Below are 25729 nucleotides of genomic sequence, written 5' to 3' on the forward strand. Positions count from 1 at the left end.
GCGTCGTCGCTTGCAGCCCCGGTACACCCCCTACGACACCCGCTCGCACCCAAACCGTTTCGTCCGCGCCGCTCGAAGCGCGGACGTGAGCGATGACGACCGCGCGTGCTGTGGCCCCGGCCGTGGAGCGGACGACTCGGCCCCGACGGACACCGACCCTGCGACCGCCGACTCGCCGAGCGACGAGTGGCGCACCGAGCCCGCCACCGGCGACGACCCGCGCACCGACCGGATGGTCCGCGTCGACGCGGGGCGCTTCCGGATGGGTACCGACTCCGACGTGGGGTTCCCCGAGGACGGCGAGGGGCCGGCCCGCGAGGTCGCGACCGACGCCTACTACGTCGACCGCTACGCCGTCACGAACGCCGAGTTCCTCGAATTCGTCCGCGAAACGGGCCACACCACCGACGCCGAACGCTTCGGCTGGTCGTTCGTCTTCGAGGACTTCCTCGCCGAGTCCGACCGCGAACACGTCCGCGACCGCGCCCCCGGTGCGGACTGGTGGGTCGCCGTCGCCGGCGCCGACTGGTTCCACCCCCGCGGCCCGAGTTCGAGCGTCGTCGCCGACGACCTGCTGACACACCCGGTCACCCACGTCTCACACCGCGACGCGGCGGCCTACGCCGACTGGGCGGGCAAGCGCCTCCCCACCGAGGCCGAGTGGGAGCGGGCCGCCCGGGGCGGCCGCAAGGGGACGCGGTTCCCGTGGGGCGACCATCTCGAACCCGACGGCGAACACCGCTGTAACGTCTGGCAGGGGGAGTTCCCCGAGCGCAACACGGCCGCCGACGGCTACCGCGCGACCGCACCGGTCGACGCCTTCGATCCCAACGACTCCGGCCTGTTCAACGTCTGTGGCAACGTCTGGGAGTGGTGTCGCGACTGGTTCGACGCCGAGTATCACACGACTTCGGCCTCCGACCGCGAGAACCCGACCGGGCCCGGAGACGGGGACGAGCGGGTGATGCGCGGCGGTTCGCACCTCTGTCACGAGTCGTGGTGCAACCGATACCGGCTGGCCGCCCGGTCGAAGAACGGTCCCGACAGCTCGACGGGCAACATCGGCTTTCGCTGCGTCGTCGACGCGGCGTGAGCGGGCGGGTACGACCGTCGGGTCGCGAAACCGTTCGGATCACGGATAGAAATACCGTTCACCACACGCTGAAGGCCCGTCCGGGAGTGGCCTCGAGTGACGATGCAGCCCGACCCTGACCCCTCCCCAGACGCGTCGCGCAGACGACTCCTCCGCTCGGTCGCCGGTCTCGCGGCCGTCGGCGCCCTCGCCGGCTGTAACGAGGGCGCCGACGGGACCGACGGTTCGCCGACGCCCGCCGAGACCGACACGCCGGCGCCGAGTCCGACGCCTTCCGCGCCCGCAACGCCCTCCCCGACGGTCGCGCCGACGACCGCGCCGCCGACCGCCCCACCGACGGCGACGCCGACCCCGTCCCCCACGGCGACGGTCACGTCCACGCCGACCGAGCCCGCCGTCGCTCGCGAGTTCCTCGCACACCTTCGGGCGGGCGAGTTCGACGCCGCCCACGCGATGTTCACTCCCGACCTCGCGTCGGCGGTGACGCGCCCCACGCTCGAACGCTACTGGCTGGGACTGCAGGCCCAACACGGTGCCGTCCGGTCCGTCGGGAGCGTCGAGACGACCACTGACCGGGGCTCGGATGTCGCCCTCGTCCCGGTCGAGTGCGCGCAGGGGTCGGCCAGAATCGAAGTCGCCGGGGCCGGTGGCGGCCGGATTGGCGGCCTGTGGTTCTCGGGCGAGTACAGCGCCCCCGAGTACGTCGACGACGCGGCGTTCACCGAGCGGACGCTGACGCTCGAACCCGAGGGGTGTTCGCTCCCGGCGACGCTGACGGTCCCCGCCGGTGCGAGCGGTGGCGGGACGGCGACCGCGACCGCGACGGATTCCGGTACAGTCCCCGGCGTCGTCCTCGTCCACGGCAGTGGCCCGCACGACCGCGACGAGACGATCGGCCCGAACAAGCCCTTCCGCGACATCGCCCAGGGACTCGCCACCCGTGGCGTCGCAGTCCTCCGGTACGAGAAGCGGACCTACGCCTGTGACGTGTCCCGCGCCGAGTGGGCTATCGACGACATCGTCGTCGACGACGCCGTCCACGCGCTGGGGGTCCTCCGCGACCAGCCCGAGGTCGACCCCGAGCGGTCGGCCGTCGCGGGCCACAGCCTCGGCGCCGCATGCGTCCCCCGGATCGCCGAGCGCGACGGACGGGTCGCCGGCGGCGCGGTCCTCGCGGGGAACGCGCGCCCGTTCACCGAAGTCTATCCCGGACAGGTACGACACATCTTCGAGGTCCAGGGCGGCCTGTCCGCCCGGGAGGAGCAACAGCTCGCGGCGGTGACGCAGCTGATGAGCGCCGTCGAAGACGGATCGGTCGCCGACGACCGGCCGATCGGCCCGCTCCCGGGGATCTGGTGGAAGACGTTCTACGAGTACGACCAGGTCGCGACCGCCAACCGTATCGACGCGGACCTCCTGTTCGCCCACGGCGGTCGGGACTTCCAGATCCCCATCGACCCCGCGATGACGGGCTGGCGCGAGGGGATCGACGACGCCGACGCCCACCGCTTCGAGCGCTACCCCGACCTGTCGCACCTGTTCCAGCCCGGTGCCGAGCCGTCGTTGCAGACGGAGTACCTCTTCGCAGACAGCGTCGCCCGAGACCTGGTCACCGACCTCGCCGACTGGACAACGGGGCTGTAGCGGTCGCCGGGCGGCCGGTCTGTCGATCCCGCGGTCGGTCAGGTCGTTCACCGTCGGCCGGTCGCGCCGTCTGCCGTCGGCGGGCCACCCCGTCCGTGGCCGGCCGATGGATTTGTGCCCGTCGACCCTGAACGGTCGCGTATGCGTGGGGCAGGTACGGGAGGGTCGCGGCCGTGACACCACCGGACGGAGACGCGGAGCGCGACGACGAAGAGGGCGACGCCGAAGCGGCGTCGGGAACTGCCGCCGAGCAGCGAGTCGACCCCTCCGAGGCGTTCGCGGCGCTGTCGGACCCGCTTCGGGTGGATATCCTCCGGGAACTCGCGAGCGCCCACCGCGAGCGAGCGGTCGAGCCGATGGGGTTCGCCGACCTGCGCAAGCGCGTCGGCGTTCGCGACTCCGGGCGGTTTCGCTACCACCTCAACGAGCTCCGGGACAACTTCGTCCGGAAGGACGATGGCGGCTACCGCCTGACGGTCACCGGTATCGAGACGGTCGCCGCCATCCTCGCCGGCACCTACACCCACGGCGGGACGCTCGGTCCCGAACCCATCGACAGCGAGTGCTCGGCCTGCACGAGCGCGGCGGTCGCGGTCTATCGCGACGGCCGGTGTGCCGTCACCTGCGAGAGCGACCACGTGCTGTTCGCCTGGAGCCTCCCGCCGGCCGCGGCCGCCGACGCGACGCTCCCAGAGGTGGTCTCGCTGGCCGAGCTGTACGCCCGCCAGGCCATCGAACGCGCGCTCGCCGGCGTCTGCCCGAAGTGCTCGGCGCCGGTCGAACCCCGGGTCGTCACCGAGCGCGACGACCCCGAGCCGGCCGATCCCGTGCCGGGTCTGCGCGTCGCCTGCGACACCTGCGGCGGCCGTCTCGTCGGCCCCGTCGGCTTCTGCCTGCTCGTCGACCCCGCCGTCGCCGCCTTCTACCGCCGCCACGACCGCCCGCTCGACGCCTGCCACGTCTGGGAGCCCGCCTTCGTCGCCGACGACGCCGTCGAGGTAGTCGAGCGCGATCCCCTCCGCGTCGCCGTCGACGTGACCCTCGACGGCGAGACGCTCGCCGTCTCCGTCGACGGAGCGGGCCAGGTATCCGTCCGCGAAGGATGACAGAACGTGAATAGAAGATCCGTTCGCCGAGCGCTCAAGTGGGCGACAGCCGGAGGGATCGATATGGCGACGAACGGTGTCGACTCCGACTCGAACGGGCTCGCGAGTCTGTACGCCGAAGCGCAGTCGATGGCGGCCTCGCCGCTGCTGTACATCGGCGCGGTCACGGTCGTCGTCGGAACGGAGGTCGCCGAGTGGCTCCCGCTCGGCGATCTCTACTCCACGCTGGCGCTGTTCCCGGTCGCTCTCGCGTTGCTGTACGGCCAGTTGACGTTACTGGCGTACCTCCGCCGGCGCGGCTACGGCGGCGGGTGTTGACCCCAGCGCGAGTACGGCGGTGAGTGCCGATGGGCGGCGGCCCGGGCGCTCCGCTCGGTGTCCGAGGGCTCCCTGCGGTCGCCCTCGCTACTCCTCGAACGTCGCCGCCCCGAACCCGTCGTCGACGGTGACGATCTCCCCCGTCGTGTAGCTCGCCGCGTCGCTCGCCAGGTAGATCGCCGCGCCCGCGATCTCCTCCGGTCGGCCGAGGCGTCCCTGGGTGGTCCGCGCCTCGATGGTCTCGAAGCGCGGCTCGCCCTCCGTGTAGGTCCCCTCGGTCTGTTCGCTCTCAATAAATCCCGGCCGAACGGCGTTGACTCGGATCTCCGGGCCGAGTTCCTCGGCGGCGACCCGGACGAGCGTGTCCAGCCCGCCCTTCGCGACGGAGTAGGCCGCGAGGTTCGGGATCGCGCTCTCGCCCGACTCGGAGGCGATATGGAGGATCGACCCGTCGTCCATCGCCTCGGCGAACACCTGTGTCGCGCGATACGCACCCTTGAGTTGCACGTCGAACACGTCGTCCCACTGGTCCTCGGTGACCTCGTCGATCGACTCGCGCGCGATGTAGCTGGGCGCGTAGACGAGGGTGTCGATACTGCCGAACTCCGCGATCACGGCGTCGCGGAGGGCGACCACGTCCGCGCGCTCCGTCGCGTCACAGGTGACTTCGAGCGTCTCCGCGCCGCGCTCGCGGAGTTCGTCGGCCGTGGTGGCGACGCGGTCCTCCGAGCGGGACGTGGCGACCACGTCCGCGCCCTCTTCGGCGAACCCCAGCGCGATGGCGCGGCCGATCCCGCTCGTCGCCCCGATCAGGACCGCCGTCTTTCCCTCGACCGTGACCGGCGTGTGCGTGTACTCGAGTGGCACGGATCCGTCGTCGTGCCCGTGGGCCTTGGTCGTTCGTCTCCGGGAAGTCCGATCCGAAGCGACAGTACTGCTGAGCGCCCTCGACCCGCTCTAAGTGATCTCGACCGCGAGCAGCCGCAGGCGCTGAAAGCCCTCGGCCCGCTCGCGCGGTCTGTGCGAGATATCCTCGCTCGCTTCGCTCGCTCGGATAGTCGCCCGCGCAGACCGCGCCACCGGTCCTCGCCCTTTCAGTCCACCAGGAACCACACAGTATCGCGCCGCGCCACCAACCTCCCCAACCGACTGCGATGCTCGCTTCGCTGTGCTTCTCGTCCCTCGCACGGCTACGTCTCGCGGTCCTCGCACTGCTCGGACACGCTCGACAGCGCGCGCCACTGTTGGAAATCCACTCGGCAGAAAGCGACTGCTCGTCGCCCAGTTACCGATTCAGTGTGTGGATGGCCTTCCCGAGCGCGTTGGCGCAGGCCTCGCCGACGGCCTCGGAGAGGGTGGGATGGGTGTGGATCGTGGCGGCCACGTCCTCCAGCTGTGCGCCCATCTCGACGGCCAGCGCGAGTTCGGCGATCAGCTCGGAGGCCTCGGGGGCGACGACCTGGGCGCCCAGCAGGAAGCCGCTGTCGTCGTCGCCGACGACGCGGACGAACCCCTCGTCCTCGCCGAGCGTGAGTGCGCGGCCGTTGGCCCGGAGCGGGAACTGCCCGACGACGGGGTCGAAGCCGGCCTCGTCGGCCTCGTCCTCGGTCATCCCGACGGTGCCGATCTCGGGGTCGGTGAAGACGGCGGCGGGGATGGCCTGGTGGTCGAGCGCGGCGGGCTCGCCGGCGACGACCTCTGCGGCGACCTCGCCCTCGGCGCTGGCCGTGTGGGCCAGCATCGGCTCGCCGGCCACGTCGCCGACGGCGAAGACGTGGTCCACGTCCGTCCGGGCCTCGTGGTCGGTTTCGAGGACGCCGTCCTCGTTCGGTTCGAGCCCGACCGCCTCCAGATTGAGGGTGTCCGTGACGGGCCGGCGGCCGACGGCGACCAGGCACTTCTCGGCGCCGAACTCAGCGATCTCGCCGTCTTCGTTCTCGGTGCGGACGGTGATGCCGTCGCCGGCTTCCTCCCAGCTATCGGCGGCCTGGCCGAAGTGGAAGTCGACGCCCAGGTCCTCGGCGCGCTCGCGGACGACGCGGGCCACGTCGTCCTCGTAGCCGGGCAGTACGTCGTCGAGCATCTCCACGACGGTCACGTCGCAGCCGAGCTTCTGGTAGACGGTCGAGAGCTCCATCCCGATGTAGCCGGCGCCGACGACGACCATGCTCTCTGGCACGGCGTCGAGCGCGAGCGCCTCGCGCGAGGAGAGGATATGCTCGCCGTCGAACTCGAAGCCCGGCACCTCGATGGGTCGCGACCCCGTCGAGACGATGGCGTGCTCGAACTCGATTGTCTCGGAGCCCTGACCCTCGCCGCCGTGGACGACGCGGGCGGTGTCCTCGCTGGCGAACTCGGCGCGTCCTTCGACGAGGTTCACGCCGTTGGCTTTGCAGAGCTTCTCGACGCCGCCGGTCAGCTGGTCGACGACGCCGTCTTTCCACTCGACCATGCGCTGCAGGTCGACGGCCGGGTCGGCGTAGATGCCCATCTCCTCGGCGTCGCCGGCGTCGTGGGCGACGTCCGTCGCGGAGATCAGCGCCTTCGAGGGGATACAGCCGTAGTTTAGACAGGTGCCGCCGTAGGCGTCCTTTTCGACCAGGGTCACGTCCAGACCGAGCTGCCCGGCGCGGATGGCGGCGACGTAGCCGCCCGGCCCCGCCCCGATGACCAGTACCTCAGTTCCGGTAGTCACGTCTCCGACGACCATTGTCGGAGGGTGGAGTGCCCGCCTAAAAAGAGGCGGGTTGACGCGCGGGTCGAGGCTGGCGCCTTCGGAACCCGCGCGTGGCGGCCCCCGTTCGTTCGCCCGGTCCGACTTGCTTGCACTTGCAAGCACGCGAACGTCGACGGCTCGCAGTCGGTACTCGACCGCGGATCCGGCCGGGATTCGAACCGCCTGAACGGGCGGTAGCGCGGCGTTTGGTGGGAATTTTTGCCGCCGGCCCGCACAACACAAAGGTCTTGTACCGGTACCGTCGACCGGGAGGAAACGGGTTCGCGCATGACTGGCAACACAACGGACGGACCGGACGACCTGCCGGAGGACACCATCCTCCAGCGGGTGCTGAGCGACTCGGCGTACGAGCGCGTCCGCATCGAACGGTTTTCACACTTCACACAGCCGGTACCGCGGAAGCTGCTGGTCCAGTCGCTGCTGTTGAGCGCGCTGGCGCTGGCGCTCCCGCTGTACCTGCTGTATCCGGCGAGCGCGGCGTCGTACCTCCCGACGGTCGACCCGGCGGCGGCGTCGCCGATCGTCCTCGTCGTCGGGCTGTTCGCGCTCGCGCTCGAACTCGGAACCGCGGCGCTACTGGTCGGGGTCGTCGTCTTCCGGGCGCGCAACGAACCATTGACCGAACGCAAAGCAGAGCGGCTGTTCACGGCCGAGACGTTCGCCACCTACGTCGGCTTCGGCACCGGCGGGCTGGCGACGCTCGCGACCGTCGGACTGCTCGCGCTCGGCCTCGGCGGCGAACAGATGCTCGCGTCGTACGTCGAGACGGCCAGCGCCGGCCCGTTCCGACAGAGCGACCTCGGCGTCTCCGTCCGGACGTTCGCGACGGCGGCCGTCGTCGGCGCCGTCGGCGTCGCCCTCGGCCACCGATACACCGAGTCGCTGCTCGACGACCTGTGACTCACTCCAGTAGCAGTAGCGTCGGGTCTTCGATGTACTCTTTGAGCGTCTCGACGAACCGCGCGGCGTCGGCGCCGTCGATCACCCGGTGGTCGACCGACAGCGACAGGGGCAACACGTCCCGCGCGACGACCTCGCCGTCCTCGGCCACGGGGCGCTCCTCGATGGCGCCCAGGCCGAGGATCGCGGTCTCGGGGTAGTTGATGATCGGCGTGGCGTACTCGCCGCCGATGGCCCCGAAGTTGGTGATCGTGAAGGTGCCGCCCTGCATCTCCTCGCGGGCGATCGACCGCTCGCGACACTTCGCGACGAGTTCGTTCGTCTCCGAGGCCAGTTGCAGCAGGCCCTTCCCGTCCACGCCGTCGACGACCGGGACCATCAGCCCCGCGTCGGTCGCGACCGCGACGCCGAAGTTCCGGTCGGATTTGAAGACGATCTCCTCGTTGTCCTCGTCGAGCTGCGTGTTGAGCACCGGGTGCTCGTCCAGCGCGGCGGCGACCGCTTTCATCACGAACGGGACGAAAGTGAGTTTTACCCCGCGATCGTCGGCACGTGCTTTGAGTTTCTCGCGCGTCTCCACGAGCGCGGTGGCGTCGACTTTCTCGTGGTGGGTGACGTGGGGCGCGGTGAACTTCGAGCGCTCCATCGCCCGCCCGATGGTCTTTCGGACGCCCCGATAGGGCTCGCGTCGATCGCCCTCGGCGGCCTCGACGGCGTCGGGGCCGGCGCCGCTCTCGGCCGTCGTCGTCGGCGGCCCCGCTTCGCCGGCCTCGCTCGCGTCGGCGAGCGCCTCGGCGTCGGCCTCCTGGGCCCGCTGCTGGGCGTCGGCGTACTCGCGGACGGCGGCCTCGTCGACGAAGGCCTGCCCGTCGCGCACCTCGTCGGTCGGCACGTCGTCGATGTCGACGCCGAGGTCCTCGGCGACCTGCCGGGTGGCCGGCGCGGCCAGCGTCCGCTCGCGGCCCGCGGCCTCGACCGCCCCCGCCGCGACGGCTCCGCCGGCGGCGTCGGAACCGCCGCTCTCGCCGTCGTCGACGCGGGAGACGGCAGACGACAGCCCGTCGCTCACGCTCGACTTCCCGCTCCCGTCCTCCCCGTCGTCGATGCGGGAGACGGCGGATTTGAGCTGCTTCCCGTCGTCGCTCTCGTCCGGCTGGCTCTCGGCGGCGGCGCGCACGTCGCTCTCGGTGACGCGGCCGCCGGGGCCGGATCCGTCGACGGCGGCGATTTCCACGCCCAGTTCCCGGGCGAGCCGACGGGCGCTCGGCGCGGCGAAGACGCGGCCGCCCTGGCCGTTGCCCGACGACTCGGCGGCCGCTTCGGCGTCGCCGTCGCCCTCCGCGACCGCTCCGGTCTCCGCATCGGTGGTGGCGTCCCGTTCGCTCTCCGGCGGCGCCTCCCCCTCCACGTCGAAAGTGATGATAACCGTGCCGACGGGGACCACGTCGCCGGGCTCGGCGAGCAACTCGCGGACGGTGCCGTTCACCGGCGACGGCACGTCGACGACGGCCTTGTCGGTCTCGACGTCGGCGACGACCTGATCCTCGGCGACGGTGTCGCCCGGTTCGACGTGCCACTCCAGCAGTTCGCCCTCGGCGACGCCCTCTCCCACGTCGGGGAGCTTGAACTCGCGGACCATGGCTCAGAAGTCGACTGCATCCCGTATGCCGTCTTCGATGCGCTCGGGCTCGGGCAGGTAGTAGTCCTCCAGCGCGTACAGCGGATACGGCACGTCGAAGCCGGTGATCCGCTCGATCGGCGCCTCCTGGTACAAAAGCGCCTCCTCCTGGATGGTCGCGGTGATCTCGCCGGCCAGGCCGCCCGTCTTGGGCGCTTCGTGGACGACGGCGGCGCGGCCGGTCTTCTTGAACGACTCGACGATAGCGTCCTCGTCCAGCGGCGACAGCGTCCGCAGGTCGACGACCTCGACGTCGATCTCGCCCGCCAGATCGTCGGCCGCCTCCATGGTCGGCCGGGTCATCGCGCCCCAGGTGAACACGGAGATGTCGGTGCCCTCGCGACGGACCGCGGCCTCGCCGAGCGGAACGGTGTAGTCGTCCGCGGGCACGTCCTCGCGGAACGCCCGGTAGATGAGCTTCGGTTCGAGGAACACGACCGGGTCGGGGTCGCGGATCGACGCGGCGAGCAGCCCCTTCGCGTCGTGTGGCGTACTCGGGATCACGACCTTGAGACCGGGTTCGTGGGCGAAGAAGGCCTCCTTCGACTCGGAGTGGTGTTCGGGGGCGCGGATGCCGCCGCCGTAGGGCGCTCGGACGACGAGCGGGCAGGTGAACTCCCCCCGCGATCGCGTCCGCAGGCGCGCGGCGTGAGAGACGATCTGGTCGAAGGCGGGGTAGATGAACCCCATGAACTGGATCTCGGGCACCGGGCGCAGTCCGTAGGCGGCCATGCCGATGGCGGTGCCGACGATGCCCGACTCCGCGAGGGGGGTGTCGATCACCCGGTCCTCGCCGAACTCGTCGAGCAGACCCTCGGTGGCGCGGAAGACGCCGCCGTTCCGGCCGACGTCCTCGCCCATGACGAGCACGCGGTCGTCGCGGCTCATCTCCGTCGCCAGCCCGTCGCGGACCGCCTGGACCAGCGTCAGGCTCTGCGATTCGCCGCTCGATACGTCGTCGTCGGTGTCGGTGGTGGTCTCGCTCATGGTCACTCCAGCAGGGCTTCGTCGCCGTGTCGGTCGCGCAGCCGCCGCAGGTACGCGAGCTGTTCGTCCAGCCGGTCGGGCATCCCTTCGTAGACGTGCGCGAACAGCTCCGCCGGGTCGGGGCGCTTGACCGACTCCGCCGCCGAGATGGCGTCGGCCACCGCGTCTTCGACCTCGCTCTCGATGGCCGCGACCCGTTCGTCGTAGAGGGTCCCTCGGTCGCGGAGGAACTGCTCCATCCGCGGGATCGGGTCTTTCGCCCGCCACTGCTCGACCTCCTCGTCGTCGCGGTACACGGAGGGGTCGTCGGCGGTCGTGTGGGCGCCGTATCGGTACTGCACCGCCTCGATCAGCGTCGGCCGTAGCTCGTCGGGGTTGGGGTGTCTGGCCTTCTCGACGGCGGCCTCGGTCACCTGATAGACGGCGAGCGGATCCATCCCGTCGACCTGGACGCCCTCGAAGCCGTAGGCGTCGGCCTTCCCCGCGAGGGTGGCGCTGGCGGTCTGGCGCTCGCGCGGGACGGAGATGGCCCACTGGTTGTTGTTACAGAAGAAGACGGCGGGCACGTCGAACACGCCGGCGAAGTTGAGCCCCTCGTGGAAGTCGCCCTCGCTCGTGGCGCCGTCGCCGAAGTAACAGAGGAACGCCTTGTGCTCGCCTTTGAGCTTCGAGGCCCAGGCGGCTCCCGTGGCGTGGGGGATCTGGGTGGCGATGGGTACGGCGACGGAGAAGATGTTCACGTCCTCGCGGACGTTGCCCTCCTCGTGACCCATCCAGTACAGCAGCGTCTGCTCCAGCGACAGGCCCCTGTGGAGCATCGACGCGTGCTCCCGGTAACTCGGGAACAGCCAGTCGTCCTCGGCCAGCGCGTGGGCGCTCCCGATCTGGGCGGCCTCCTGGCCGCTGAGTGGCGGGTAGGTCCCCATTCGACCCTGGCGCTGGAGGCTCACCGCCCGCTGGTCGAAGTGCCTGGCGAGTTTCATCTCCCGGTACATCTCGACGAGCGTCTCCTCGGACAGATCCGGAACGGTCGCGCCGTCCCGTACCTGCCCGTCCTCGTCGAGGATCTGGACCCGGTCACCCGGGTCGCGCTGCAAGGAACTCACGAAAACTCCCTCCTCGGGAACATACCCTGAGCAAGGAGGGCTGTCGGCTTAAGGATTTTCGTAAATAGCTTTCGCTGTGTCCCAATCTTGCCGGTCGCGGTGGGCGAAACGGTGATGCCGAAGCCGAGATATCGACGATTTCGGTGGCCGAACGGGGTCGAAACTGGTCGTTCGTCCAGACACGGGGTTCGTGCCTTCGTGGGCAGGCCGCCGCCGGGAGCGGTCTGGCGCGCTCGGCCGGGTCGCCGGAGTGTTGCGAGTCGGTTGCGCTATGATCGTTCAATAGGTGTAGGATCGTCTCCCGGACGAACGTCTCGGTACCGACCCATCTATCGGGAGATGTAGAGCTCATACCAGCGATTAAGGGCTGAGTCGGTGGATCGCCGCCCGTATGGCGACGACCACGTCAGCGGATTCGAGTGGGGTATTCAGTTTCGACCACAGGGACATGATGGTGTTCATCCTCGTCATGTCGCTGCACGGTCTGCAGAGCATGATCACGGAGCTGCTGCCGGAGTTCTCGGTGGGTGGACTCGGCGTCTCGATCGGGCCGTTCTGGTTCGTCGCGATGTCGGTCGTCCTCCTCTTTCGTTCCTTCTGGGCGTGTCTGGCGATCCCGGTCGGCGGGATCGTCTTCGGCGAGATCCTCATCGGCGACTTCAGCGCGCTGGGCGCCGTCGAGGGGCTACTCGTCATCACCGCGTCGTGGTTCTTCGCGATGTCGCTGATCACCGACCCGACGGACCCGAAGCAGATCGCGGGCGTCGGCCTGCTCGCGAAGGCGATGGAAGAGACCGCCGCGTGGTTCATCGACGTGGGGAAGTTCTACATCGGCGTCGAGGAACTGGAGGCCATCTCGTGGCTCCCCGCGACGGTGTGGGCCACCGAGGGCGTTGGCGCCCTGATCCAGATCGTCGTCGCGGGCATCGTCTTCGGTGCGATTCCGACGCTGTTCCTCTACCCGCGCCTGCGCGGGAAGATCGAACCGCTGCTCGGGATGCGCTCGGTCGAGGGACGTGACGGCTCGACGGTCACGAGTTCGTCGCTGAAGCGACTCGTCGCCTGGGTCGCGATCCTTCCGCTCGCGTTCGGCGCCGAGGCGCTCAGCGAGACCAGCGGCGGGATCATCACCTTCACGCCGGAGTTCGTCGAGACCTACGGGCAGACGTTCCTGTTCGTGCCGATCGTCGTCGCCGCCGTGATCGCGTTCGGGCTCGTCGCCTACCGCCAGCGCAAAGTCGAGGGCACCGGGGCGTAACTCGCGGATTCAACTTGTTATGAGTGACTCAGATATCGTCGTCGAGGACCTGACGTTTCAGTATCCCGGGGGCGACGAGCCGGTGTTGCGCGACGCGAACCTGCGGATCGAGCCGGGGGAGTTCACGGCCGTCGTCGGGGGCAACGGCAGCGGCAAGACGACGCTGTGCAAGACGTTCAACGGGCTCGTCCCGCACTTCTTCGAGGGGCGGTTCGACGGCCGCGTCACGGTCGCCGGGACCGACACCCGCGAGGCGGGCGTCGCCGAGCTCTCGAAGACCGTCGGCTACGTCTTCCAGGACTTCGAGAACCAGCTCGTCCAGGAGACGGTTCGCGACGACGTGGAGTTCGCCCCGCTCAACCACGGCCTCGACGACTACGCCGAACGGGCGACCCGCGCGCTGGAACTCGTGGGGCTGGACCACCTCGAAGACCGGTTCGTCTGGGAGCTCTCCGGAGGACAACAGCACCTCGTCGCGCTCGCGGGCGTGCTCGCGATGGACCCCGAGTTCGTCTTCGTCGACGAGCCCGCCGCGCAGCTGGACCCGCACAACGCCCGCGAGGCGTACGAACAGCTCCGCCGGCTCCACGAGGACCACGACAAGACGGTGGTCGTCATCGAGCACCACTCGGAGTTCGTCGCCGACTACTGCGACGAGATGGTCCTCGTGTCCGAGGGCGGCGTCGCCTGGAAGGAGCCCGTCGAGGTCGGGCTCAACCGGCTGGAGGACCTGCAGGCCCACGACATCCACCCGCCGCAGGTCACGGGGATCGCCGCCGACCTCCCGGACGGCTCGGGGCGTCTGACCGACGGGCGCTACCCCGTCACCGTCAACGAGGCGGCGACGGCGTTCCCGTCGGTCGGTCGCGGCGAGCGTCCCCCGGCGGCCGACGGGGGCGAGCGGACCGCGGGACGGGAGTCGGCCACCGGTGCGGGAGGCGATCCGCTGATCGCGCTCGACGGCGTCGGCCACGGCTACCCGACGCTCCGTGAGGGGTACAACCGCGTGCTCGACGGCGTCGATCTGGACCTGTACGCGGGCGACCGCGTGGCGCTCGTCGGCGCCAACGGCGCCGGCAAGTCGACGTTGCTCCGGCTGATCACCGGGCTGGAGTCCCCCGACGAGGGGACGGTGACCGTGCTCGGCCAGGATACGAGCGAGACGCTGCCGGAGACGCTGGCCGACGACACCGTCTACATCCACCAGAACCCCGAGGAGATGTTCGTCGAGGACACCGTCCGCAAGGACGTGGGCTACTACCTGCGAAACCGCGGCGCCGAGGACGCCGACGAGCGAGTCGGCGAGATCCTCGACTACCTCGACCTCGAACACCTCGCCGAGCGCGACGGACGGCTGCTGAGCCTCGGCCAGCAGCGCCGGGCCTCGCTGGGCATCGGTCTCGCGACCGACCCGACGGTCGTCCTGCTGGACGAGCCGACCGGCAGTCTCGACCTGCAGAGCCGCCGCGAGGTGACCGGCATGCTCCGGAAGGCCGAGAGCCGCGTCGAGACGGTCGTCGTCGCCTCCCACGACCTGCAGCTGGTCGCCGAGTGGGCCGACCGGGTGGTCGTCATGGGCGAGGACAGCGTGCTCGCCGACGCGCCGCCCGGCGAGGTGTTCGACGACCCGGACCTGCTGGCCCGGACAGACCTGCGCCGCCCGCAGGTCGTCGAGTTGAGCGACCGACTGGGAGTCGACCCGGCCGCGCTCACCGCCGACGGGATGGTCGCGACGCTGACCGACGCGGCCGAGGCGACCGGCGCGCTCGCGGACGGCGGGCCGGGCATCCCCGGGAACGACGAGACGGAGCGGCGGGGTGACCGACGGTGAAGTACGTCGACGCGATCACCGATCTCTCGATCGCCGACATCAAGATCGACCTGATGCGGACGGCCTACGACAACGACCGCGCGCTGTTGAACTCCTTCGACCCGCGGGTGGTCCTGGTGTGGACGGTCCTGTTCATGATCGTCCCGTGGCTGTTCTACGACCCGCTCCCGCTGGCAATCTTGCTGGCCGCGGCCTTCGTCCTCGCGGCGCTCTCGCAGGTCAGCAAGTACCTGCTCGCGCTGCTGTTGTTCGGACAGGTGACGAACGTCGGCTTCTTCGTCGTGATGGTTCCGGCGATGGGCGGGGCGATCCAGGCCGTCGGCTACCTCCGGGACAACACCGACCGGGTCACCGAAGCCATCGCGACGCTCGACCCCGCGGTCTTCGGCGAGATCTGGTCGATCGTCGCCGGGGCGGCCGCTCGCGGCGTCGACACCGCGCTCACCAGCCAGGAGGTCGGCATCGACGCCGTCGGTGCCGTCGTCCCCTTCTTTCTGAAGCTCACCATCATCTCGGTGATCAGCCTGGCGGTCTTCTCGGCGATGAGCCCGCAGAAGCTCGCAAAGGGGATGCTCCGGCTGGGCGTCCCCAGACAGCTCCCCTTCGCGATCGCCTACGGCTACCGAATGATGCCGCTGCTCGTCGAGGAGTACCACGCGCTGGTCAACTCCTTCCGCCTGCGCAGCGAGGTGCCCGAGAAGACCGGCTTCCTAAAGTGGCGCTACTTCTACTACCTGCTGAAACTGTCGGTGAAGGCGTTCTACCCGCTCATCTTCAACGTCGCCAAGCGCTCGCGGGTCACCGTCGAGGCGATGGAGACGAAGGGCTTCTCCCGCTCGCTCGGCGACGAGAACAGTCGGGCGCTCCGGACGGAGGGGATGATGGTCCGGACCCGGGACGTCTCGTTCGTCTTCGGCTCGCTGTTTTTCGTCGCGGCCGTCTGGGCGTTTACCTGACGGTCGCCGGCTATCCGCTCGTCGAAAAACCGCCGCGCACGGCTACCGTCCGACCGCCGGTTCGAAGTCGGCCAGCGGCACGTCGCGTTCGACCGCGGCGTCCCGCAACGCGGGGACGCGGCGCTCGCTCTCGCTCGGCGAGTGACTGTCCGTGCCCAGGACGAAGCTTACGTCGCGCTCCAGAAACGCGTCGAGCATCGCGGGGTCCGGATGCACGCGCCCGAGCGAGTCGTGGACGCGGCCGGCGTTGATCTCCGGGACCGTCGCCGAATCGGACAGCGCCACGGCGACCCGCTCGTAGTCCGACCGGCGGGCGTGCCCGCGCAGCGGGGCCATCCGCTCGGGCAGGTCGAGGTGGCCGAGCACGTCGAACAGCTCCGACTCGACGGCCGCGACGACGGCGTCGACGTAGCGCTCGACGGCCGCCCGCCGCTCGGCCTCGCTCGCGTCGGCGTACCCCGCGGCGGTCGTGTAGTCGTACTCGCCGGCGAAGTGGACGCTCCCGATGGTGTAGTCGAACCCAGCCGAAGCGAGGAAGTCGGCGGTCTCGGCCTCGGCGTCGGCGACGTAGCTGACCTCGGCGGCGTCCCACACGGTCAGATCCGTCCGCGGACGGAACCGCTCGATCGCCTCGCGCCGGCGCTCGTAGGTCTCGACGAGGTGGTAGCGCTCGCGGCGGCCGAAGTCGTCGTCGACGACGATCAGGTGGTCGGTGAAGCCGACCGCGTCCAGCCCCGCCGCCTCGGCCGCCCGGCACATCTCGGGGAGTGGCGACCCGTCGGAGTAGGTGGTGTGGGCGTGCAGGTCCGCGCGCATCACTCGCTCACGTCGTAGAGCTTCTGGCCGTCGAGCTTCGGGACGACCCCGCTCTCGCTGAACCGCAGGTCGTACTCGAGGAGGTCGTTCAGTCGGATGTCCGCCTTCTGCTCGTATTTGGGCGCCTTGCCGAGCTTGGCGACCTGTCGATAGAGATCGCGCTCGGCGTCGGTCGGCGCCTCGTCGTAGACGTGGCGACCGATGACGACGGCGCCGACGGTGTCCTCCGGTGAGGGCTTGCCCTTCGACCCCGCGGCGACCATGTACGTCGGCTTCTCCGACCCGTCGAGGTGGTCGGCCACCGCGAGAGCGTTGGCGAGCGTGCCCACGTACACGTCCACGTCGTCGCCGCCGGCGAGTCGGAGATCCGTCACCGCCGCCCCGCCGTTGGTTGAGGTCAGCGCCGTCGGGCGACCGGCCACGTCGGTGTCGTTCACCCACGTCGGGGAGTTGAAGAAGTCGTAGCCCTCGGTGGGGGTGTAGTCGTCGCTGGAGCCGCCGCCGATCCGCGCCTCGGGGTGGCTCTCCTTGAACGCGTGTTCGTCGCCGCGCTCCTCCGTGACGTGGACGTACTCGGCGCCGTTCTCGAACAGTTCGACGACGGTCGTCGAGAAGTGGGTCACGTCGATGACGACGTAGTCGCCCGCCGGCGGATCCTCGGGGATCCGGGCCCGGGACGGCAGGATGCGGTCGGTGAGTCGGTCCTCCAGGTCAGTGTCGGCCAGCGACGCCATACCCGTGCCCGCGCGGACCGGACGGAAGACAGTGACTAAGAGCCCTATTGTCCACGGGTTTCGGGTCTATAGCCGTACCGAGCGGTCCGTTCGGCGTCAGTCGCCCGCCCGTGCCTCCGCACGGGCCTGCTCGACGCTCTCGCCGTCCCGCAGTACGCTCTCCACGAACAGCTCGCCCGCCCGATAGGACGACCGGACCATCGGGCCCGAGGCGCAGTAGAGAAAGCCCAGTTCCTCCTCCGCCACGCGCTGCCAGGTGTCGAATGCGTCGGGGTGGACGTACTCGCTCACTTCGAGGTGCGAGCGGGAGGGCTGGAGGTACTGGCCCAGCGTCACCACGTCGACGCCGACGCTCTTCAGGTCCGAGAGGGTCTGGTACACCTCGTGGTCGTACTCGCCGACGCCGAGCATCAGGCTGGTCTTGACGTACGACTCCGACTCGCGGGCGGCCTGGCGCAGCACCGAGAGCGACTGCTCGTAGCCCGCACGGCGGTCCCGCACCGGCCACTGCAGGCGGTCGACCGTCTCGACGTTGTGGGCGAACACGTCCGGCTCGGCGTCGAGGACCTTGCGTACGAGCCGCTGTTCGCCGCGGAAGTCCGGGACGAGCGCCTCGACCAGAATTCCGGGGTGGCGTTCCTTGATCGCCTCGATGGTGCGGGCGAAGTGGGCGGCGCCCTGGTCGGGTAGGTCGTCCCGGTCCACCGAGGTGAGAACGACGTAGTCCAGCCCGATCTCGGCGACGGCGTCGGCCACCTGCTCGGGTTCCTCGTCGTCGAGGGCGTCCATCCCGCCGGTCTCCACGTCGCAGAAGTTACAGCCTCGCGAGCAGCGGTCGCCCATCAGCATGAACGTGGCCGTGCCGGGACCGTCCCGTCCCGACCAGCACTCGCCGAGGTTCGGACAGTTGGCCTCCTCACAGACCGTGTTGAGGTCGTGGTCGCGGAGGCTCTCTTTGATGTCCGTGAAGCGCTCGCCCGAGGGTGGCCGCATCTTGAGCCACTCGGGCTTGCGGGCGCGACTCATTGACGGAGGTTGGGTTCGGTCGGGCAAAAGCCTGGGGAGTTGGGCCGGGCGTGGGCGAAGGTGCGCTCGCCCTACGCCCGACAGATAGCGAGCATGTGCGCGGACATATCGGCAACCGTGCGGTCGTCGCGGAGTCCGTCGACCAGCGCGCGGACGCCCTCGCGCTGCCGGTCGGACAGTTCCTCGGCGGTCTCGCCCAGCGGTCCGGCGGAGAGGACCGACGCCAGCCCTTCCAGCCCCACGAGTCGATCCACGTCCAGTCCCGCCTCCGCGAGCAGCGCTTCGAACTCGTCGGCGCGGAAGAAGTGCGTCTCGGTGAACAGCGAGTCGTAGTCGAGCCGGTCGACGAACGCCCGGTCGTAGTCGCCCGTCTCGGCGAGTTCGGCCGCGCGCGTCAGGTGTTCCGTGCCGCTCACGAGGTAGAGTACGAGCCAGTTGAGCCGTCCCATCACCGAAACGAAGACCGGCCCGCCCGGCGCGGTCACCCGACGGAGTTCTCGGGCGGCGGCCGCCCGCTCGTCGGCGTCGAGCACGTGCGAGAGCGGGCCGCCGAGACAGCACGTCGCGTCGAACGCGCCGTCTCCGAAGTCGAGGTCCCGAACGTCACCGGACTCGACGGTCACTCCGTCGCCCAGGCCGCGCTCGCTCACCTTCTCGCGGGCGAGTTCTCGCTGGCCCTCGCTCGGGTCGACGAGGGTCACGTCGTGGCCCCGGTCGGCCAGCCAGACGGCGTAGCGGCCGGCGCCGCCGCCCACGTCGAGGACGCGACCGGATTCGGGGAGGCCCGATTCCAGTCGCTCGACGGTTCCCTCCCACTCCAGGCGACCGTGGAGCGTGGCCGTCAACCGCTCCCACTCGGCCTCGTCGTGGTCGTCGTAGTACGTTTCGGCGTCGTCCATCGTCGGGCGGTGTCGGGCGGCCGAGGTATACTTTGTGCAGGAGTGACAGATCGGCTCACAGGTCGGCGACCAGATCGCTCCCGCTGACGACCTCGGGAATGACGACGGTGTCGGCGCCGACCCGACGGGCGGTCGACTCGTACATCTCGTCGCCGACGCGGACGACCAGTGTCGCCTCCGGGGCGAGCTGGCTGGTAGCGACGCCGATCTGGATGTTCGCGTTGGAGTCGTCGATACCGGCAACGACGGCGTCGGCGCGGGCGACGCCCGCACGTTCGAGCACCTCCTCGCGGCGGGCGTCGCCACCGACGACTGGGGCGTCGTCGGCCATCCGCTCGCGCTCCTCGTCGTCGCGTTCGACGACGACCACGTCGCGGCCCTGCTCGCGGAGTCGGTTCGCGACGGTGCGGCCGAACATGCCGTGGCCACAGATGACGACGTGCCCGCGCAGGTCGTCGATAGCCCGTTGGGTCTGCATGCGTGTCAACTCCCGGCCGAGTCGCCCGTCGAAGGCCGCGTCGAGCGCGGACTCGCCGACCCAGATACCCGCGAGCACCAGCGCGACGAAAACCACGACGGCGAAGACCTTCGTCGTCCGCTCCGGCCCGCTGTGGCGCTCGAAGTACAGTTCGAGACTCGTCGGGTCGAGGAGCCAGAACGCCGCGTCGACGACCGAGATGCCGGTCAAGGCGACGAAGCCCGCGACGCCGACGCAGACGGTGACACCGAACGCCGCAAGCGGGACCGCGGCGGCCCCGACGCGCTCGCGCACCTGACTGATGGGCGAGACTGGCACTGGCGGTGGTTGGTCAGCCGACAGAAAAACCTATTGCCGATTCAGCCGGTCCGGCGCTGCCGGAGTCCCTCGATCCGCTCGCCGAGCGGCGGGTGGTGCGAGAGTATCCGGGCCGGCCCACCGCCCTCGGCGATGTAGCGGCGCTCGGCCAGCGTCTCCAGCGCGCCGGCGAGGGCGGCGCCGCCCACCGCCTCGGCGGCGTAGGCGTCGGCCTGGGCCTCCGTGCGGCGGACGGCCCAGGCGAGGGCGACGGCGAACGGGGGCGTCCCGACGAGGACCGCGACCAGCGCGACGTCGGGTGCGACGCTCGCGACGCCGAGGGCGGCCCCGGCGGCGACGGCGACCAGCAGGTAGCGGAGGAGGACGTGTTCGTGTTCGTGGTGACCGACTTCGTGGGCGACGACGGCGCGCAACTGGTCGCCGTCGAGGGCGTCGAACAGCGACTCCGTGAGGAAGACGTACTCGGCGCCGGGGACGAGGCCGGCGGCGAAGGCGCTGCCGAGGCGAGTGCGGTCGTCGACGACCCGCAGTCGGACACCGTCGGGAAGCACGCCGTCGACGGCCGCCAGTTCCTCGTCGGTCGGCCAGCGCGTCCGCAGCGCGACGACGAGGGCGAACGGCGTCACTGCCGTCGCGACCAGCCCCAGACCGACGGCGGCGACGACGCGGGGCCAGCCGGCGGGGACGAGCGCGATGGCGCCGGCGGTCAGGACGACCCCAGCGAGGCCGACGCCGTCGCGTTCGAGTTCCCAGGCCGCGGCGTCGCGGTAGCGGACCCGGAACCCGCGGGCCGCACGGCGGTAGGGGACCGTCGCGAGTCGGGCGACCACGGCGACGGCGACGACCGGGAGCGCGTAGGCGCCGACCGCAGCGGCGACACCGACGACCGTGCCCGCCGCCGGCCCCGTCGCGTCCGTGACTGCGCCGGTCGCGTCGACCTGGACCGAGCGGGCCAGGCCGGAAAGGCGGGTGAGCGCGACGGTGGCCACGCCACCCGCGACGACCCCGCGCCGTCGGAGGCGTCGCAGTGCGGCGGCCGTCTCGGCATCGCCCGCCGGCCCCTCGTGGGCCGACCGACCGCGCCACCGGACCGCGACGACGACGGCGACCGCGACGACGACCTGAAGCGCGAGGGCGACTGGCAGGGCGAGAGCGGGACGCACGCGCGGAGCGACGGCCCCCGCCAACCTAATGTCATCGAACGGTTCGGTAAAAACATTCAACAGGTAGATACAAATATTTAACATGTATCGACGAGAGACAGTAGGGTATGTTCGACGTGACGCGCGACGACATCGTGGGCGGGTCGTTGTCGCGCGCGCTCGTGGTGCTCGCGGCGCCGCTGGTCGCCCAGAACTTCGCGCTGGTGGCCCAGTCGGTCGTCGACCTGTTCTGGGTCGGGCGCCTCGGGGGGACCGCGGTCGCGGCGGTGGGGCTGGCGACGGTCGTCGTGGCGCTGTTGACCGTCCCGCTCCGGGCGTTCTTCACCGGGAGCCAGGTGGTCACCTCCCAGCGCGTCGGCGCCGACGAGACCGCGGCCGCGCGGCGGGTCCCGTTCACCGCCGCGGCCTGCGCAGTCGCGCTCGCGGCGGTGATCGGTGCGGCTCTCGTCGTCGGTGCCGAATCGGTGGCCGCGCTGTTCACCGACGACGCGGCCGTCCGACGGCTGGCCGCGAACTACCTCACCGCCTACGCGTTCGCGCTCGTCGCCGTCGCCGCCAGCGACACCCTCGAAAGCGGTTTCACCGGCTGGGGCGACACGACAGCGGCGCTGTACGTCAACCTCACCGCTATCGTCGTCAACGTCGTCCTCGACCCGCTGTTGATCCTCGGGTGGTGGGTGTTCCCGCGGTTGGAACTGTTCGGCGCGGCGCTGGCGACGGCGGTCGGCTACGCCGTCGGCGCCGCGCTCGCGCTCGCGCTCGCCGCCCGCGGCCGCCAGGGGTTCGAACTGACTCGCGCGGCGCTCCGGCCCCACCTCGACACCGCCCGCGAAGTCGTCGACGTGGGGTTGCCCATCGCCGGGCAGAGTTCCGGACGGCAACTCGCCCGCCTCGCGATGATCTGGATCGTCTCCGCTGTCGGCGGCCCCGCGGCGCTGGCGGCCTACCACATCGGGTCGCAGGTCGCGACCGTGGCGTTCGTTCCCGCGCAGGGACTCGCCCAGGCCGCGACCAGCGTCGTCGGGCAGAACCTCGGCGCGGAGCAGCCCGCTCGCGCCCGCCGCGCGACCTGGGTCGGCGCCGCCATCGCGGCGGTCGGCCTCGCCGTGTTCGGCGCGGTCCAGTGGGTCGTCCCGGCGCCCATCGCGCACGTGTTCGTCCCCGATCTCTCCGGCCAGGCCCTGGAATACACCGTCCTCTACCTCCAGATCCTCACCTACGGCTACTGGGCGCTGGGAGTCATCTACACGGTCGAGGCCGGCTTCAACGGCGCCGGCAACACCGACGTGAGCATGTACTCGACGCTCGCGCAGTACTGGGCGGTCCGTCTCCCCGTCGCCCTCGTCGGCGCGTACGTCCTCGACCTCGGTGTCGCGGCCGTCTTCTGGGGCGTCACGCTCTCGAACGTCGCCGCCGCCGTCTGGCTGGCTGGGTTCTTCTACCGTTCGACCGACAGCGGGATGCTGGACCGGGCCGCCGACGAGGCCGCGGCGGACTGACCGGCGACGTGCCGAGTCGTGGGTTCCGGCCGGCGACCGCCCGACCACTTCCGCTCCGCCATAGAAACGCATATGCCGACGGGGCACCCGGTTTCGTCCGTGTCACGGCACGCCGACGGCGAGACGGAACTGGCGGTTTCGGAGGTGCTGCCCGACTACGCCGGGGCCTTTCCCTTCGAGCGGTTCAACGCCATGCAGTGCGAGGTCCTGCCCGCGCTGCTCGATTCGACCGACAACGTCGTCGTCAGCGCGCCGACCGCAAGCGGCAAGACCGCCCTCGCCGAGGTCGCCATCTGCGAAGCCCTCGAAGCCGACGGGACCGCCCTCTTTCTCGCCCCCTTGCGCGCGCTCACCAACGAGAAGGAGAGCGAGTGGGAGCGCTTCGAGGACATGGGCTACTCCGTCTACGTCGTCACCGGCGAGCGCGACCTGAACCCGCGCAGGGCCGAGCGGGCCGACATCCTCGTGATGACCCCCGAGAAAGCCGATTCGGCCACTCGCAAACACGACTCGCCGCGGTACTCGTTCATCACCGACGTGGACTGCTGCGTCATCGACGAGGTCCACCTGCTCGACTCGGAGAAGCGCGGCTCCGTGCTGGAAGTGACGGTGTCGCGCATGCGCCGGCTCTGTGACCCGCGCGTGGTCGCGCTGTCGGCGACGATGCCGAACGTCGACGACGTGGCCGGGTGGCTCGACGCCCCCGCCGACAACACCTTCGAGTTCGGCGACGACTACCGCCCCGTCCCGCTGCACGCCGACGTGCGCACCTACGCCCACGGCGACAACGCCTTCGCCGACAAGTACCGCCGCCTGTATCGCGCCCTGGACATCGCCGAACCGCACATCCGCGACGAGGGCCAGGCCCTCGTCTTCGTCTCGTCGCGCCAGGACACCGTCCAGGCCGCCAAGAAATCGAGGGACGAGATCGTCGAGCGCGACATCCCCATGGGCGCACGGGGCGACTACGACTTCCACAACGACGCCGCCGAGCTCTCGAACGACACGCTCAGGCAGTCGGTGCTCGACGGCGTCGGCTTCCACCACGCCGGGCTCTCGAAGGAGGACAAGAACCTCGTCGAACAGTGGTTCAAGGAGGGGAAACTGCAGCTGCTGTTCTCCACGTCGACGCTCGCGTGGGGCGTGAACCTCCCCGCTCGCTGCGTCGTCATTCGCGACACCAAGCTCCACGACCCGCTGGAGGGCGAGGTGGACATGAGCCCGCTGGACGTGCTCCAGATGCTCGGCCGCGCCGGTCGGCCCGGCTACGACGACAAGGGCTACGCCTGGGTGGTCTGTGACTCCTCGGACGCCGACAAGTACCGCGCGCTGTTGCGCGACGGCAAGGAGATCGAGTCGCGACTGGCCGAGGATCTCGACGCCCACCTCAACGCCGAGATCGCCCTGGGGACGATCGCCGACTTAGAGGACGTGATGGACTGGCTTGAGACTACCTTCTACTACGTCCGCGCGGCGAGCGCGCCCGAGGAGTACGCCTCCGAGAGCGCGCTGCGCGAGCGGGTCAGCGACACGCTGCGCTCGCTCGTGGCGCGGGGGTTCGTCGAACGCGAGGACATGCGCCTCGAACCCACGGCGCTCGGGCGACTCGCCTCGAAGTTCTACCTGCGCCTCGACACGGCCCGGGAGTTCGCTGACCTGGCCGAACGAGCGGACGAAGACGACGCTCGCCTCGACCAGGACGGGATCCTGCGCGCCATCGCGACCGCGGCGGAGTTCGACAGTGTCAGCGCCCGTTCGGACGAGCGCGACGCCGTCGCCGCCGTCCTCGGCGAGACCGAAGACCTCGACCCGGGCGGCCGGAAGATACTCGCCATCCTCGAATCGCGGATGCGCGGGACGACGCCCGGCGAGTTGCAGAGCGACGCGTGGGTCATCACCCAGAACGCGCTGCGCCTGCTCGCCGCCCTTCGCGCGTTTCTCGACCGACTGGCCGGTCCCGCGGCCGCGAACCTCGCCTGCCGGATCGAGGCGCGCATCGAGAACGGCATCAGCGACGACGCCGTCGGGCTCACCGCCATCGACGGCGTCGGCTCCGGGCGCGCGAGCAAACTCGCCGCCGAGGGGATCACCACACCCGCGGAAGTCCGCGAGGCCGGCGTCTCCGGGCTCGTCTCCGCGGGGCTCTCGGAAGGCGTCGCCGAGCGCGTCGTCGAGAGCGCCGGCGAACTCCCGAACGTCGTCTTCGAGTGGGGCGACTTTCCCGACAGCGTCGCCCACGGCGAGAACGACATGCGGGAGGTCACCGTGCGCAACGTCGGCGGCGACGCCCGCGCGGGCCTGCGCGTCACGGTCAACAACGTCGAAATGACGACCAAGAACCGCTATCTCGGCGAGGCGGATCTCCCCGTCGGCGTCTTCGGCGGGGACGCCGACGAACTGGAGTACGCGATCGAGGTCGCGTTCCCGGAACTCCCGGTCCACCCCGTCGTCGAGGCCCGGTCGGTCCGCGTCGAGTGAGGGGGTCCGGCGCGACCGCCGTCGGCACCGCGCGAGCCGTCGACCGCGCGCCGCCGTCAGCGACCGCGCACCGGTCCCCGATCCACACCCAGATTCGACCCGAGACGTGGAGTGAATCGGCGTCCGTCGAAAATATATCTATTCTGTCTCTTTCACCCTCAGATTCGGTTTTAAATCATCTAACCGGTTCTGGAGCGGTTGTAAAACGTTAGGAAGCCAACTAAAACGTCGATACGGGGGTGGCTAAAACGGACCGGTCGGGAGAAACGACGCGAAATCACGCTAGGGGTCGTTCCTTTATATGGGGTAGTGGATGCAAGTGGGAGGTAGGTGACGAACAATGTCCAGTGCTTCCCCGTTCCGTCGGTCCGCCCCCGAACTCCCGTCGACCACCGGTGTACAGCGCCTCCAGTCGCTCGCGGTCGGTTCGGCTCAGTTCGCCGGCTTCTGGTCGGCCGTCGTCCTCCCGTTCGCGATGCTCGCTCTGGTCGCCTCCGGGTCGGTCGCTCAGCAGGTCCCGCTGTTCGTCGCGCTCCTGCTGGCGAACGTCGCCGCGCTCCGCGTCGGGCACGGTCATAAACAGGACTGACGCGCCCTCAACCACGCCCGTTCGGCCGACATCGCTGGCTGTCCCCGCGGTCACCTCCCCCTCTCTCCCCGACTCCCGCCCTCCCTCTCGTTCCGTCCCGAGCTTTAAGTCCGAA

General features: G+C 70.2%; 22 protein-coding genes. 11 read left to right on the plus strand and 11 right to left on the minus strand.

The features are described 5' to 3' along the window. The first annotated feature begins 85 nt into the window (after positions 1-85). The 4 genes from C475_RS02910 to C475_RS02925 all read left to right on the plus strand — a co-directional run bounded on the left by C475_RS02910 (position 86) and on the right by C475_RS02925 (position 4161). Positions 86-1093 carry a formylglycine-generating enzyme family protein gene (locus tag C475_RS02910; RefSeq protein WP_006882266.1) on the plus strand — a complete coding sequence of 336 codons (1008 nt, stop codon included), beginning with the start codon at positions 86-88 and terminating at the stop codon, positions 1091-1093. Positions 1094-1195: 102 nt separating this feature from the next. After that, the gene (locus tag C475_RS02915) at positions 1196-2737 is read left to right on the plus strand and encodes an alpha/beta hydrolase (RefSeq protein ID WP_006882267.1); all 1542 of its coding nucleotides are present in this window, start codon (positions 1196-1198) and stop codon (positions 2735-2737) included. 173 nt (positions 2738-2910) lie between these two features. Continuing rightward, positions 2911-3843, plus strand: a complete 933-nt coding sequence (locus tag C475_RS02920; protein WP_006882268.1) for a winged helix-turn-helix domain-containing protein — start codon at positions 2911-2913, stop codon at positions 3841-3843. 63 nt (positions 3844-3906) lie between these two features. Continuing rightward, positions 3907-4161: a hypothetical protein gene (locus C475_RS02925; RefSeq protein ID WP_006882269.1), complete on the plus strand. Its 255-nt coding sequence runs from the start codon at positions 3907-3909 to the stop codon at positions 4159-4161. An 87-nt stretch (positions 4162-4248) separates the two neighbouring features. Here the strand turns inward: C475_RS02925 and C475_RS02930 are convergent, their stop codons facing one another. Further along, a complete protein-coding gene (locus tag C475_RS02930; RefSeq protein WP_006882270.1) occupies positions 4249-5028 on the minus strand; it encodes an SDR family NAD(P)-dependent oxidoreductase in 780 nt (259 codons plus the stop codon). 418 nt (positions 5029-5446) lie between these two features. After that, complete coding sequence (gene lpdA / locus C475_RS02935; RefSeq protein ID WP_006882271.1) at positions 5447-6871, minus strand: dihydrolipoyl dehydrogenase; 1425 nt, start codon at positions 6869-6871, stop codon at positions 5447-5449. 294 nt (positions 6872-7165) lie between these two features. Here lpdA and C475_RS02940 point away from each other — a divergent pair, with 294 nt between their 5' ends. Then, positions 7166-7798, plus strand: a complete 633-nt coding sequence (locus C475_RS02940; protein WP_006882272.1) for a hypothetical protein — start codon at positions 7166-7168, stop codon at positions 7796-7798. 1 nt (position 7799) lies between these two features. Here the strand turns inward: C475_RS02940 and C475_RS02945 are convergent, their stop codons facing one another. The 3 genes from C475_RS02945 to pdhA are packed head-to-tail and all read right to left on the minus strand — an operon-like array spanning position 7800 to position 11569. After that, positions 7800-9437 carry a dihydrolipoamide acetyltransferase family protein gene (locus C475_RS02945; RefSeq protein ID WP_006882273.1) on the minus strand — a complete coding sequence of 546 codons (1638 nt, stop codon included), beginning with the start codon at positions 9435-9437 and terminating at the stop codon, positions 7800-7802. A gap of 3 nt (positions 9438-9440) precedes the next feature. Further along, positions 9441-10463 carry an alpha-ketoacid dehydrogenase subunit beta gene (locus tag C475_RS02950; protein ID WP_006882274.1) on the minus strand — a complete coding sequence of 341 codons (1023 nt, stop codon included), beginning with the start codon at positions 10461-10463 and terminating at the stop codon, positions 9441-9443. Positions 10464-10465: 2 nt separating this feature from the next. Beyond that, complete coding sequence (gene pdhA, locus C475_RS02955) at positions 10466-11569, minus strand: pyruvate dehydrogenase (acetyl-transferring) E1 component subunit alpha (RefSeq protein ID WP_006882275.1); 1104 nt, start codon at positions 11567-11569, stop codon at positions 10466-10468. 391 nt (positions 11570-11960) lie between these two features. On the opposite strand from pdhA, the gene C475_RS02960 reads away from it, so the two are divergent. From C475_RS02960 to C475_RS02970, 3 genes are read left to right on the plus strand one after another with little or no spacing between them, the layout of a single operon-like run. Then, positions 11961-12827 (plus strand): hypothetical protein, encoded by an 867-nt coding sequence (locus C475_RS02960; RefSeq protein ID WP_235728428.1) that lies wholly within the window; start codon positions 11961-11963, stop codon positions 12825-12827. A gap of 19 nt (positions 12828-12846) precedes the next feature. Further along, positions 12847-14658, plus strand: a complete 1812-nt coding sequence (locus C475_RS02965) for an ABC transporter ATP-binding protein (protein WP_006882277.1) — start codon at positions 12847-12849, stop codon at positions 14656-14658. Further along, positions 14655-15614 carry an energy-coupling factor transporter transmembrane component T family protein gene (locus C475_RS02970; protein WP_006882278.1) on the plus strand — a complete coding sequence of 320 codons (960 nt, stop codon included), beginning with the start codon at positions 14655-14657 and terminating at the stop codon, positions 15612-15614. The genes C475_RS02965 and C475_RS02970 overlap by 4 nt, the downstream gene beginning before the upstream one ends. A 42-nt stretch (positions 15615-15656) precedes the next feature. Here the strand turns inward: C475_RS02970 and C475_RS02975 are convergent, their stop codons facing one another. The 6 genes from C475_RS02975 to C475_RS03000 form a co-directional block, all read right to left on the minus strand. Next, complete coding sequence (locus C475_RS02975) at positions 15657-16430, minus strand: PHP domain-containing protein (protein WP_006882279.1); 774 nt, start codon at positions 16428-16430, stop codon at positions 15657-15659. After that, positions 16430-17164 carry a 2-phosphosulfolactate phosphatase gene (locus C475_RS02980; protein WP_006882280.1) on the minus strand — a complete coding sequence of 245 codons (735 nt, stop codon included), beginning with the start codon at positions 17162-17164 and terminating at the stop codon, positions 16430-16432. The genes C475_RS02975 and C475_RS02980 overlap by 1 nt, the downstream gene beginning before the upstream one ends. 96 nt (positions 17165-17260) lie before the next feature. Beyond that, positions 17261-18190: a lipoyl synthase gene (gene lipA / locus C475_RS02985; protein WP_006882281.1), complete on the minus strand. Its 930-nt coding sequence runs from the start codon at positions 18188-18190 to the stop codon at positions 17261-17263. A gap of 71 nt (positions 18191-18261) precedes the next feature. Further along, positions 18262-19089, minus strand: a complete 828-nt coding sequence (locus C475_RS02990) for a class I SAM-dependent methyltransferase (protein ID WP_006882282.1) — start codon at positions 19087-19089, stop codon at positions 18262-18264. A 55-nt stretch (positions 19090-19144) separates the two neighbouring features. Beyond that, positions 19145-19885 (minus strand): potassium channel family protein, encoded by a 741-nt coding sequence (locus C475_RS02995; protein WP_049929963.1) that lies wholly within the window; start codon positions 19883-19885, stop codon positions 19145-19147. 41 nt (positions 19886-19926) lie between these two features. Next, positions 19927-21048 (minus strand): M48 family metalloprotease, encoded by a 1122-nt coding sequence (locus C475_RS03000; protein WP_006882284.1) that lies wholly within the window; start codon positions 21046-21048, stop codon positions 19927-19929. Positions 21049-21155: 107 nt separating this feature from the next. Between C475_RS03000 and C475_RS03005 the strand changes: the two genes are divergently transcribed. The 3 genes from C475_RS03005 (at position 21156) to C475_RS03015 (ending at position 25614) form a co-directional block, all read left to right on the plus strand. Beyond that, on the plus strand, positions 21156-22547 hold the full coding sequence (locus C475_RS03005) for an MATE family efflux transporter (RefSeq protein WP_006882285.1): 1392 nt from the start codon (positions 21156-21158) through the stop codon (positions 22545-22547). Between the two features lie 129 nt (positions 22548-22676). Continuing rightward, positions 22677-25025 carry a DEAD/DEAH box helicase gene (locus tag C475_RS03010; protein ID WP_049930021.1) on the plus strand — a complete coding sequence of 783 codons (2349 nt, stop codon included), beginning with the start codon at positions 22677-22679 and terminating at the stop codon, positions 25023-25025. 340 nt (positions 25026-25365) lie between these two features. Then, complete coding sequence (locus C475_RS03015) at positions 25366-25614, plus strand: hypothetical protein (protein WP_006882287.1); 249 nt, start codon at positions 25366-25368, stop codon at positions 25612-25614. The last annotated feature ends 115 nt before the right edge of the window (positions 25615-25729 follow it).

It is taken from the genome of Halosimplex carlsbadense 2-9-1 (genome assembly GCF_000337455.1).
Lineage (GTDB): Archaea > Halobacteriota > Halobacteria > Halobacteriales > Haloarculaceae > Halosimplex > Halosimplex carlsbadense.

Bases quoted from the DNA above. Each gene is read 5' to 3' on its own strand.
- lipA (WP_006882281.1), bottom strand. From the start codon at position 18,190: ATGAGTCGCGCCCGCAAGCCCGAGTGGCTCAAGATGCGGCCACCCTCG.
- C475_RS02975 (WP_006882279.1), bottom strand. From the start codon at position 16,430: ATGCGCGCGGACCTGCACGCCCACACCACCTACTCCGACGGGTCGCCA.
- C475_RS02950 (WP_006882274.1), bottom strand. From the start codon at position 10,463: ATGAGCGAGACCACCACCGACACCGACGACGACGTATCGAGCGGCGAA.
- C475_RS02990 (WP_006882282.1), bottom strand. From the start codon at position 19,089: ATGGACGACGCCGAAACGTACTACGACGACCACGACGAGGCCGAGTGG.
- C475_RS02980 (WP_006882280.1), bottom strand. From the start codon at position 17,164: ATGGCGTCGCTGGCCGACACTGACCTGGAGGACCGACTCACCGACCGC.
- C475_RS02965 (WP_006882277.1), top strand. From the start codon at position 12,847: ATGAGTGACTCAGATATCGTCGTCGAGGACCTGACGTTTCAGTATCCC.
- C475_RS02960 (WP_235728428.1), top strand. From the start codon at position 11,961: ATGGCGACGACCACGTCAGCGGATTCGAGTGGGGTATTCAGTTTCGAC.
- C475_RS03005 (WP_006882285.1), top strand. From the start codon at position 21,156: ATGTTCGACGTGACGCGCGACGACATCGTGGGCGGGTCGTTGTCGCGC.
- lpdA (WP_006882271.1), bottom strand. From the start codon at position 6,871: ATGGTCGTCGGAGACGTGACTACCGGAACTGAGGTACTGGTCATCGGG.
- C475_RS03015 (WP_006882287.1), top strand. From the start codon at position 25,366: ATGTCCAGTGCTTCCCCGTTCCGTCGGTCCGCCCCCGAACTCCCGTCG.
- C475_RS02925 (WP_006882269.1), top strand. From the start codon at position 3,907: ATGGCGACGAACGGTGTCGACTCCGACTCGAACGGGCTCGCGAGTCTG.
- C475_RS02915 (WP_006882267.1), top strand. From the start codon at position 1,196: ATGCAGCCCGACCCTGACCCCTCCCCAGACGCGTCGCGCAGACGACTC.
- C475_RS02940 (WP_006882272.1), top strand. From the start codon at position 7,166: ATGACTGGCAACACAACGGACGGACCGGACGACCTGCCGGAGGACACC.
- C475_RS02945 (WP_006882273.1), bottom strand. From the start codon at position 9,437: ATGGTCCGCGAGTTCAAGCTCCCCGACGTGGGAGAGGGCGTCGCCGAG.